Annotated in this window: 4 protein-coding genes; all 4 read right to left on the minus strand. The window is 38.2% G+C overall.

Annotated elements, in window-relative coordinates:
• Positions 1-48: 48 nt before the first annotated feature.
• The 4 genes from V7K50_RS23780 to V7K50_RS23795 all read right to left on the minus strand — a co-directional run bounded on the left by V7K50_RS23780 (position 49) and on the right by V7K50_RS23795 (position 11,911).
• Complete coding sequence (locus V7K50_RS23780) at positions 49-813, minus strand: class I SAM-dependent DNA methyltransferase (RefSeq protein WP_334964350.1); 765 nt, start codon at positions 811-813, stop codon at positions 49-51.
• 38 nt (positions 814-851) lie between these two features.
• Entirely contained in the window at positions 852-9,644 is an 8,793-nt protein-coding gene (locus V7K50_RS23785) for a non-ribosomal peptide synthetase (protein WP_334964352.1), read from the minus strand.
• A gap of 22 nt (positions 9,645-9,666) precedes the next feature.
• Complete coding sequence (locus V7K50_RS23790; RefSeq protein WP_334964354.1) at positions 9,667-10,716, minus strand: TauD/TfdA family dioxygenase; 1,050 nt, start codon at positions 10,714-10,716, stop codon at positions 9,667-9,669.
• Between the two features lie 316 nt (positions 10,717-11,032).
• Complete coding sequence (locus V7K50_RS23795) at positions 11,033-11,911, minus strand: hypothetical protein (protein ID WP_334964356.1); 879 nt, start codon at positions 11,909-11,911, stop codon at positions 11,033-11,035.
• Positions 11,912-12,037: the final 126 nt, after the last annotated feature.

Below are 12,037 nucleotides of genomic sequence, written 5' to 3' on the forward strand. Positions count from 1 at the left end.
TGTTGGCGCAGCCTCTCGTAGAGAAGTGTCCCCAGTCCCCTGCTATACCTACTTATTTAGCGGTTTACGACAAACGAAGCAGGTAGTTTCAGATGCTTTATCTACTCCCAAATCACGGTTTATATCATAGATGTTAATTTCTGTAAATCCTGCATTTTCCAGAGCCGATTTAACCTCTGCTTCTGAATGCAGTTTTAAGTAAAAACTTTTATCCGAACGTTCCCAGATGCCATTTATCAATTGTAATCTGGTAGTGTCTTTCCGACCTATTTTATTTTCTATATCGTAGCTTAAAATATCAACCCAGACATTATCATCATTGACACCTCCAGCAGACTCACTATTTTTCCAACTTGATTCACCAAATTCTTTTATATACAATTCAAAAGCAAAAATACCGTTTTCCAATAAAGCATTATAAACATTTTGCAATGCCTCCTGTAATTCTTCAGTGTTGAGGACATAATTCAAAACACCATCTGTCGAAATAATTGCATGAAAAGTTGGCGGTAATTTAAAAAAGCGGACATCATCTAGAATAAATTTAGCATCTGGCGCATTCTCACGAGCAACATTAAGCATTCCTTCAGAGCTATCAAGCCCAGTTACTTGATAACCTCTTTTTAGGAGCCGTTGGGCAATTTGTCCTGTCCCACAACCAAGGTCAAAAATATGCGCTCCTCCGGGAATATTTTTGAGGATTAATTTGTCTATACACTCCAGCGCCATGTCGTGGCGTTCTAGTAGACTTTTCAAGTCGTACATGGAAGCGATCGCATCATGATTAGTATTGCGTTCTTTTGAAGATATCAAGTATTTACCCTCCTTGTTAATGGAATTTATTTCTATTTCTAAAATTTTGATTTCTGAATCATTTCTGCCATTGCTACAACAAGTTTGCGATCACCTATATATGGATTTCGCCCGTGAGCAGTCAGCATATTATCTAACATCAAAATATCGTTTTGTTGCCAAGTAAAGCTAGTCTGAGACTGCTGATAAACTTCATTTATTTCTGCAATAGCTGAGTCTTCTATGGGAGTACCATCTCCGTAATAAACATTACGTGGTAGCTTTTTATCTCCAAATGTAGACAATAAAGATTCTCGAACTTCTGCATCTAAATAGGCTATATGGTGTAACTGAATTTGATTAAAAAATACAGGTTCACTCGTTTTTGGATGTATTGCTAAAGCTGGACGAACTTGGCGCGTAATTAGACTGTTATTATCATACCATTCAAAATCAATATTAGCATGATAACAATAATTTTCTACGGGAGATTTGTCATTGGTACGAAAGAAATTTTGCCAGCTTACATCTAGACCATTAGTGTAGTGACGGACATACATTAATTGTTTTTTAGCTAATCTTTCTCGCAGCTTAGGATTGATGATATTGTAAGCTTTACGACAGTCGATAATCGGCGTTTCTCCACCTTGTTCTGCTGGTTGGATGCAGAAAAACCAAATTTTCAGAGGCCACTGATCTAAATGAGAGCTTTCATTATGAAAAAGGATTGCTTTATCAGGTGGATAAGGAGTGGAACCATAAACTTTACCACCTTCACCAGTGCGGGGTAAGTCGCCATATTCAGCAAATAAATTGGGACAAATTGTTTGAGCGAAGTTTTCAAACTCTGAAACCGATCTTAGATTAAAACCTCTAAATAAAATCGCTCCGTGTTTTAATAACTCTGTTTCGAGATATTCTCGATTATTCTCTAACCAAGATAGTAAGTCGACTTCTGTGATATTTGGTTGAATTACAAGAGGAAAATTTTGTCCTGATTGTAGGTAAGATGTTTTTATTAATTGCTCTGCTTTTAAACTAACGGCTTTGGGAACAACGCTCATTAATTTTTGTCTTTTAGCAGCTTTACGCTCCTGTTGTTGCATAGTTTGTTGTGCCTTCTCTGCTTCTGTAAGCATTTCTAATGTATTGATGTGGCTTTGAGGTTGACTGATAATACTATTGATTAATGTTTGCCAACTATTTGTAAATAGAGTGATAGTATCTGCGGCAAATAAATCAGCATTATATTGCCATTTACCTACTATACCTTGCTCAGTTTCTGTGATAAATAAGGCTAAATCGAATCTGGCATATCGGGTTTCTAGTTCTAGTACATTTAAGCTAATTCCTGGTAATTTTAAAGCTGCTATCGGTGTATTTTGCAGGACAAATAATACCTGGAAGAAGGGAATAGTGTTATTTAAATGACGCTCAGGTTGTAATTCTCTAACTAATTCATCAAAGGGTAAATCTTGATGAGTATAAGCTGATAATGTCTGGGTACGGACACGTTGCAATAACTCTAGGAAAGTGGGATTATAACTTAAGTCAGTGCGTAGAACTAATAAATTAATGAAAAAGCCAATTAATGGTTCAATTTCTGCTTGGTTGCGGTTGGCCACATCAGTACCAACAACAATATCATCTTGACTGCTATAGCGTTGCAGTAAAATTTTAAAGCTTGCCAGCAATGTCATAAATAAGGTTACATTTTCTTGCTGGGCAATCGACTGCACTTCTTGCACCACTGACGCAGGTATCACAAAACTATAACTAGCACCCCGGTTAGTTTTCACTTCTGCACGGGGACAGATTGTGGGTAGTTGCAGTACAGGTAAGTTTGCTAATTGCTGCTTCCAGTAACTAAGTAAAGCTTCTCGTCTTTCACCTTGCAAGTCTTGACGTTGCCAAACTGCAAAGTCTGCATATTGGATGGGTAATTCTGGTAATTTGACGGTTTCTCCGGTGGTAAAAGCTGCGTATAAAGGTGCAATTTCGATCATTAGTAGCCCCATTGACCAACCATCAGTAATGATGTGGTGCATTGTGAATAACAAAATGTGTTCTGTTTCTGCCAATTGCAGTAAACTAGCTCGCATTAGAGGCCCATTACTCAAGTCAAATGGTTGAGCTTGTTCTTCTAAGATAAACTTAGGAACTAATTCCTCTGCTGAAGTTGGAGAAGAACTTAAATCTACTAAAGATAATTGCAAATTCCAGCTAGGAGCAATAATTTGGACTGGTTGCCCATCTAGGATATTAAAGGTAGTGCGTAAAACTTCATGACGTTTGATGATTTCGTTAATGCTTTTCTCTAGTGCTTCGACATTTAGCTGTCCATTGAGACGCAACACCACCGGGAAGTTGTAGATTGTACTACCAGGTTGTAACTGTTCAAGGAACCAAAGACGCTGTTGAGAAAAGGAAAGAGGAACGTGATTTAGTTGCGATCGCTTGGGAATAATTTGCTGTTGTTGAGATGGAGCGCTGATCATGGCTTCAACAATCTTCGCCAAGCTTTTAACAGTGGGAGATGTGAAGAGTTTTGGTAGAGGTAAATCTATATTAAAACTGGTGCGGATTCTGACTACTAGTTGCATGGCCGTGAGTGAATTACCACCCAATTGAAATAAGTTATCTTCCCGACTCACTTCTTCTACGGCCAGCAAATCTTGCCAGATATGGGCGATCGCTCTCTCAGTCTCGGTTGCCGGTACAGCATCACTAGTCTGCACTTGGTGACGCAGATTTTCGGGCGCAGGTAAGGAGCGGCGGTCTACTTTACCATTAGAGGTTAATGGTAAGGCATTTAGAAGCATATACGCAGCAGGTAGCATATACTCTGGGAGCTTCTGCTGTAAAAAGTTGCCTAATCGGGAAGACAAATCACCATCAGCAGGTAAAGCCTCTGGAGAATTCAGGACAATATAAGCTACCAATTGCTTATGATCTTGAGATTTACCCACGGTATTAACTACTACATCTTTGATGGCTGGATATTGCTGTATGGCGCTTTCAATTTCTCCTAGTTCAATGCGGTAGCCGTTGACTTTGACTTGAAAATCTTCACGTCCTAAAAACTCAATATTGCCATCGGGTAAATATCGTCCCAAGTCCCCAGTTTTATATAAACGCTCTTGAGTATCGGGATGAATAATAAAGCTGGCATTGGTCTTATCTGGATTTTTCCAGTAACCTTGAGCTAATCCAATCCCACCAATGTAAAGTTGTCCCGGAACCCAGACAGGACGCAGTTCAAAGGCGGCATCAAGTACATAAAAACGCTGATTAACCATTGGCCGACCGTAGGGAATGCTTTTCCAGGTCGGATCAACTGTCGTAATCGGATAAATAATTGACCAGATTGAGGCTTCTGTTGCCCCACCCAAACTAATAACTTGAGCATTTTCCCAAATCATCCGAATTTGAGCAGGTAAATTCAGAGGTAGCCAGTCCCCACTAAGTAAAACTAGGCGTAAGCAAGAATCTAACAATGTTTGGCGATCGCCTACATACTCCAATAGCATCTGCATCAAAGCGGGGACAGAGTTCCAGATGGTAACTTGATGTTGCACCAGCAATTTGACCCAATGTTCTGGGTTCTTGGCTGCATCAGCATCAGGAATGATGATTGTTGCTCCAGCTGCTAAAGTACCAAAAATGTCATACATCGACAGGTCAAAACTCAGAGATGAAAGGGCAAGTATCCGGTCTGTAGAGGTGACATGAAAACGGCGGTTAATGTCAACAATGGTGTTTACAGCGCCTTGATGGTCAATCATCACCCCTTTAGGCAATCCTGTAGAGCCGGAAGTGTAAATAATATAAGCTAAGGAGGTAGGAGAAGGGATAAAGGGAGGTGGAAAATCAGCAACAGAGGGTTCTAAGATGTCTGCACAGATGCGGTTGATGTTGTTTGGCCAGTCTAAAGTAGAGTCAAGCCATGATTGAGTAATTACCTGCTCAATTTCTGCTTCTTGAAGAAGGTAGCAACGGCGCTCTGCAGGCAGTTTGGGATCGATAGGTACATAAGCTGCACCAGCCGCCAAGATGCCCAAAGCAGCAACAATTTGTTCCCAGCCTTTATCCATAACGATCGCTACTTGTTGCTCAGGACAAACCCCTAATTGACGTAATTTTTGGGCTATATGTAAAGAGCGATCGCTTAATTCCTGATAACTCAGAGTGCGATCGCCAGCGATCGCAGCAGCTTTGTCTGCATATACACGAACTCGATCAAAAAATAAGTTGTGTAGTGCAGGAGTCTTTTCAATTACTGCATCAGTATCATTAATTCTGAGAATTAGTTCCTGCTGTTTTGCTGGCAACAATTGCCTTGTCTTGGTGTGCCAGATTTCCTCCTCATTAGCCAAACCGATCACAAAATTGCAATATATAGAAAAAGCATCATCCAATAATCCAGATGGGAAGATTTCTTCGACGGCATTCCAGTAAAAAACTAACTCACCTGCAACTTCTGAAACTACATGATCTAAGTAAACTTGCGGTGTTTGGCTGCTGCTGTACACACATTCTCCCAGCCAATCTAAGGGTGAGGTTGAATCACTCTGAGCATCTTGAGATAGAGTACTTGTAAAGACTACTGGCATTATTGCCCTTAAACTTCTTTCTTGTATCTGTACCAATTCCCGCAAAACTTGCACACCACTGACATAACGATGATCTAAATCATCCCAAAGCTGTTGTTGAATGCGTTGCGCTCGAACTGTAAAAGAATTGATTTCTGAATTATCTACTGCTAGCAGATTTAATGTTGTGAAATCACCGACAATTTGATTAATTTGGGGATGTAATGGCAGACGATTAAACAGGGTTAAATTGATAGTAAATTGTGGGCTTTTACTCCACATTGTCAATATTTCCGCATAGGCAGCTAACAAAATTATTGAAGGTGTGACACCAATTTGCCTTGCTTTATTTTGCAATCTTAGCCAAGCATCGGCTGCTAATTTTCCTGTGCGACGCTGAAAACGAGGGTTGTTAATAGCAACTAAATTCTTTGCCAAAGGTAATTCGGGAGATGATGGTAATGTGAGAATTCGACTTTGCCAATACTCTAAGGCGCGGCTATAAAGTTCGGTATTACGCAAAGCAATTTCACCTAATACGTAATCTCTAAATGAAATTTCTAGCGCCTTTAAAGGTGTATCTGGGTTTTGTACTAGTTCAGCCAATTCTCGACCGATAATTTGGTAACTCCAAGCATCACCAATCAATAAATCAAAACTTAAGTACAGTCTAATCTTGTTTTCAGGGAGTCTAGTAGCACAAATCTCGAATAGAGGCCATTTGTCAGCAGGTAGGACTTGATGCGACATGCGATCGCGGATTTCTGTCAATCGAAATTCTCTGATTTCCTCGCTTTCTCCCCGCAAATCTAAAACTTTGATTTCATAATCTGGCACTTGCGGTAAAATTCGCTGTTGCCCATTAGGTTGCACTATTGCCCGCAGCATATCATGACGTTCAATTAGTCGCTGCCAAGCTGTGTTAAATCTATCTAAGTCTAAATTTAAACAGTCAATTTCTCTATAAGCATGAGTGGCAACATTGCTCAAATCAAAAGCCCCATTCCTCCCAATCCAATATGCTTGTTGAATGTCTGTGAGGGAGAAAGATTGGTAACGTTCTTCTAGATTGGGTACGATTGATAGGTGAAGTACACTATCAATCCGATCCTGAGTGTTAGCAATATGTTCTGCTATGCCAGCTACAGTAGGACTATCAAATAAACTCCGCAAAGGTAATTCTATTTGCAATGCTTCCCGCATCTGATAAATTACCTGAGTTGCTAATAGCGAGTGACCACCCAATTCAAAAAAATTATCGTAAATCCCTACTTTTTGCACATTCAATAACTCTTGCCAAATTCCTGCTATTACCTCTTCTATCTGATTACGAGGGGCGACAAATTTTGTCTCTAAATGGTCTCTTCCTTGTTGAAGTGTCGGTAATAAATTTCGGTTTACCTTACCATTTGGCGTTAAGGGTAAAGCTTCTAGCGTTATAAAGCTAGAAGGTAGCATATAGTTAGGGAGATGATTTTTCAGGAAGTTATTTAAATCACTTAATTTTAAATTTGTGGTTTGATGTGCAACTAAATAAGCAACTAAATGTTTATCACCGTGTTCATTTTCTTGCGCTATGACTACAGCTTCTCGCACCTGTGCATATTCAGTTAATACTGCTTCAATTTCTGATAATTCAATCCGAAAACCACGAATTTTAACTTGATAATCACTACGTCCAATAAATTCTATTGTCCCATCTGGTAAATAACGTCCTAAATCACCTGTTTTATACAGTCTTGCTCCTGGTTCGTGGCTAAAAGAATTAGGAATAAATCTCTGAGCAGTTAGTTCAGGATGCTGCATATAGCATCGGGCTAACCCTGTACCACCAATATATATTTCGCCCTTGATTCCAATAGGAGTTAACTGTAAGTTATTGTCTAGAATATAAACTTGTGTGTTAGCAATTGATTTACCAAGAGGAACTGTTTTAGTTTTTAAATTTACTTCTGTAATTAAATAGGTCATGACACCAACAGTACTTTCTGTGGGGCCATAATGGTTAAATATCTGGCAATTGGGTGCATAATGGCGAATTTGCTCAATTAACTGCCAGTTAGCAGCTTCACCACCTAAAATTAGTCGTTGACGAGGCAGGATAGATTGAGGTGTGGGAGATAGTAGAAGAGAGCTAAGGTGAGAAGGAACAATTTTCAGGCAATCTATCGGATATTTGTGGCAATATTCTGTTAAGGCAACTGGATCGGTAGCGCGATCGTAAGAGATGATATGTAGACATCCTCCTGTGCAAAGAGCAGGGAAGAGAACGGTGTTGCCTAAGTCTGCGGCCAGGGTGGAAACTAATGCAAAATTGTAAGCAGAATTGGTAGGTAATTTTAAATTATCAATGATGGCATGGACATAGTTAAGAATTTGCTGATGTTCAATGGCAACTCCTTTGGGTTTGCCTGTGGAACCCGAGGTAAATAATATATAAGCTAGATGATTATTGTTTACCTTACTCCTCAGATTAATATCACTTTCAGTAGAAATTCTTTGCCAGATTGTATCCAAGCAAATAACTTGCAGTTGTTCTTGATTAGCAACTTCTACTAGTCTATTCGCTACACAAGTATTAGTAATCAAAAATAAAGCTTGGATATCTTGTAAACGTGATGCTAAACTCTTGGCTGGTAGTTCTGAATCTAAGGGTATGTATGCTCCACCAGCTTTGAGAATGCCTAAAATACCAACAATCATGTCAATAGAACGCTCTAGGCAAATTCCCACCAGTACCTCTGGTTTAACTCCTTGTTTTTGCAAGTAGTGAGCTAATTGATTTGCCCTTTGATTCAGTTGTTGATATGTCAGTTTTTCTTCTTCAAAGACTGCGGCAATTTGATGAGGTGTTTTTTCAACTTGTGCCTCAAAGAGTTGGTGAATTAATAAACTTTGAGAATAATCTTGCTGGTTATTATTGTTATCATAGAGGAGCTTTTTTCTTTCGATATCGCTGATAATTTCTAAATCAGAAATTGCTGACTCTGGATGAGCGATCGCACTAGCTAATAAAGTTTGATATTGTCTAGCTAAAGTTTCAATATATTTTGAATTAAATAAGGTTGAATTATACTGAAATTCTGCAATTAATTTGTCATTTTGACGAGTACATCTTAGTTTAATATTAAATCTTTCAATACAAGAGTATTGCTGATAAATCGAAAATTTAGTATCAGCATTTACATACTTAGCTGATTGTTCTAAAAATTCAAAGCATAAAGGTGAAAAACGTGAATTAAGCGGCGCTAAATATGCTATATTCTCCCAGCTAAAATAATTATGATATTTGAAGGTATCAGCCAGGTTATTTTTAAATAAAATTTCTAAAAATCTACTTTCTTTGTCTAGCTCAATATTAAGTGGTAAATATTTAGCAAATAAACCTATAGCACCTTCTAATTCTTGGTAATTACGTCCATCACAACCAATCCCAATAATTACATTTGATTGCTGGGTAATCCGCCAGATGAAAATTTGCCAGCAAGCTAATAAAACATTAAAGATAGAAGTATTATATTTCTGAACTAGTATTTCTAGTTCTACCACTAGTTCTGGAGTTATAGTGATAGATTGTATTTGCGGCTTAAATGTTGATTCTAAGGCAGTTTCTTGTTCACAAGGTAACTTTAAGGTTGCTAAAGCAGCAATATTTTGTTTAAGCCAATAATCTCTCCCCACTTCTGTATCTTCTGCCTCTAACAATTCGTTTTGCCATTCAGCTAAATCTGCATATTGTAGCGGTTCATTATCTAGCTCTGTTCCCTCGAAACATGCTCTATAAGATTGGCTAATTTCTCGCACCAAAACATTTAGTGATGCTGTATCTGCACAAAGGGCAGGCAAACAGATAAGTAAAATATACTTTTCTGAAGATAAAGTAACTAAAGATAAGCGCAACAAAAAATCATGTTGTAAATTAAATACTTCTTGGCTAAATTGCTCAAATAAGCTTGATAATAATTCTTCTTGCTGTTGATGGCTGCAACTACTAAAGTCGTAATTTTCACCCCAAGTAATATTGTTATTTGTAATTACTTGCAATGGGATAGACATCTCTGGCAAGCAATGAAAATTAGTCCGAAGTATTTCATGACGATTCACAACCTGCTCTAAGGCTTGCTTCAAGATTTTGATATCTATAATGCCTTCAATTAAAACAGCACATTGTGAACGATAAGGAAGGCTATTAATTTCTTGTAATTGCCACAAATATTTTTGCTGAGGCGAGAGGCGAAAGCCTTGTATTTCTTCTAACATGAATAATTCTCCGTAATTGGCACTAAATATTGTGAATACTAAATACTTCTGACATACCAACCGCCACTTTTCTTGTTCCTATAAATGGCTGTCTTCCGTGGGCTGTGAGCATATTGTCGAGCATTAAAATATCTCCAGTCTGCCAGGGAAAAATCACAGTTTCTTGTTGATAGATTGTCCGAATTGCATTTAAAACTCCCAGTTCAATTGGTGAACCATCACCATAATAGGTATTGTGTGGTAAATCTTCTTCGGAAAATTCTGCTAACAATGCAGTGCGAATCTTTGCATCTAAAGTTGTGACATGGAAGAAAGTAGCATGATTAAACCAAACAGTTTCATTCGTTTTGGGATGTATAGCAACGGCTTGTCTATGGGTACGGGTTCGCAAGCGATTTCCTTGTTTCCACTCGAATTCAATATTATTGCTACGGCAAAATTCTTCTACTTCGACTGGGTTTGTGGTTTGAAAGACAGTTTGCCAAGGTAAGCCAAAACCATCGCCGAAGTTACGGACGTACATCACGCCTTTTTCAATGAAGCGATCGCTAATTTTTGGGTTAATCTGTTCTAATAGTCTCCGCGTATCAGCGATAGGAGTTTCTCCGCCTTGCTGTGCTGGTGTAACACAATGAAAGAAAATTTTTAAAGGCCAGCTAGCAGCATAAGAGTTCTCACTATGCAGAAAGATACTTTGGTCAGCAGGATAGTCAGTAGACGTATAGATTTTACCTTGGATTGCACTACGAGGAGAAGAGCGATCGACATATTCCGATAGTTCCCCAGAAACCGTCTGAATAAATTTCTCAAACTCAACCAAATCTAAAAGATGAAAGTTACGAAATAAAATGCCCCCATGCTTGAGCAAATAACTTTTAATTAGGTCTTGATTATTTGCAGCCCAAGAGATTAAATTTATCCCCTGTACCACAGGCTCAATCAGCAGAGGTAAAAAACTGTCTAAAACTAAAGGTGTTGCTTTAATTAGTTCTGTCTGGGAAAAATTGACAGATTTTCGTTTAACAGACCGTAATTCGTTGAGGCTAAGTTTTGGGGACTCTGAAATTGACATAATTTTGCTCCACCAATTCCCTTTAGCTTTTAATATTGGCAATAAGGCGTTACTGAATACATCCGCGACTGAATTGTTAGACCACCAAATTGAAAATTTGGTGGGGGTCTTAAGCTGTTGCGCCTTTAATTTGTTTGCATTAATATTTGTTCAGTATGATTGTGGGGTGGCATCTTGCCCGCCCTGAGAATGCAAGTTATATACGTAACAGCTTAAACCCGATTATTCAGACGCGACGCTCGATTACTCGCCAGTTGTACAGAATACCCAACTGAATTCTGACTCCTGAATTCTGTTCGATAAAATGAGGATATATTCATTTGTTTCCTTGTTGCTCAACTTTAGAAAACTCTAGTTCCAAATCGTCCAATGACTTTACACCAAGTGTTTCTAAAACGAATGGATGTAATGTATTATTCTCAATAATATTGCTACCTTCGTTATTGTTGCCTTTATAAGTAATTACTAAGTTATGGTAAAAGTGCATGGCAACAATATGTTTATCGAAATAGGATGGAGAGTAGCCAGGATTCAAAAATTCTTGATAGTTTAATCCATCAGCTAGTCTTTTGTACATAGCCATTATGGTGTCAGAAGCATTTAAATCAAGGCTACCACCAACGTTCACATGATTAGCCAAAAAAACACTTTTTTCGCTTAGTTTTGACCATTTCTCTCCTAGACTAGGCCAATAAGATATATGAGTATTTTCTTCTGCATAAATACCACCATCGTTAAGCAAAGGAAACAGAATATTAAATGTTTTTATGCGATGCTCATTTACTGAGCTACCATCAACAATAATAATATCCATTTGTCCGGTTTTAGCTATAACTTTTTCGAGGAAATATTTATCCTCTTGACTACCTTGAAATATTTGAATCCGACTGGACTCTAATGACTTTTTCTCTACGATATCAATACCATAAATCATGCTGTTTGGGAAATAGCTTCTCCACATTCTTAAGGAATCGCCTCCAGCTTCTGGATCATCATAACCCCCTATACCAATCTCAAGTATCTTTAGTTTTTTCAGCCTCAAAGGAGCAAAATGCTTTTGATAATGTTGAGCAAATCGATGATTGTCACCCCATTTAGCATCGTCATATAGAGACGACAATTTTATTAAATTATTGCGGTAAATTAATTTTTTTAAATGATGCTGTAAATTCTGGAAAACCTGGATTAATTTCATTGATCTAACTCCCTATTTTTAAATTACCTTTGCAGCATTTTTATCTTATTTGAACTAATTAAATGAGCTTAAATCCCCCAGTTCTGTAATCGGCAAGTTTTTTCTTGGGGTTCAAATCCCCAGACG

Source organism: Nostoc sp. (assembly GCF_036917135.1).
In the GTDB taxonomy this organism is placed as follows: domain Bacteria; phylum Cyanobacteriota; class Cyanobacteriia; order Cyanobacteriales; family Nostocaceae; genus Nostoc.

Excerpts from the sequence above, each read along its gene's own strand:
- V7K50_RS23795 (WP_334964356.1), bottom strand. The coding sequence starts at position 11,911 with ATGAAATTAATCCAGGTTTTCCAGAATTTACAGCATCATTTAAAAAAA.
- V7K50_RS23785 (WP_334964352.1), bottom strand. The coding sequence starts at position 9,644 with ATGTTAGAAGAAATACAAGGCTTTCGCCTCTCGCCTCAGCAAAAATAT.
- V7K50_RS23790 (WP_334964354.1), bottom strand. The coding sequence starts at position 10,716 with ATGTCAATTTCAGAGTCCCCAAAACTTAGCCTCAACGAATTACGGTCT.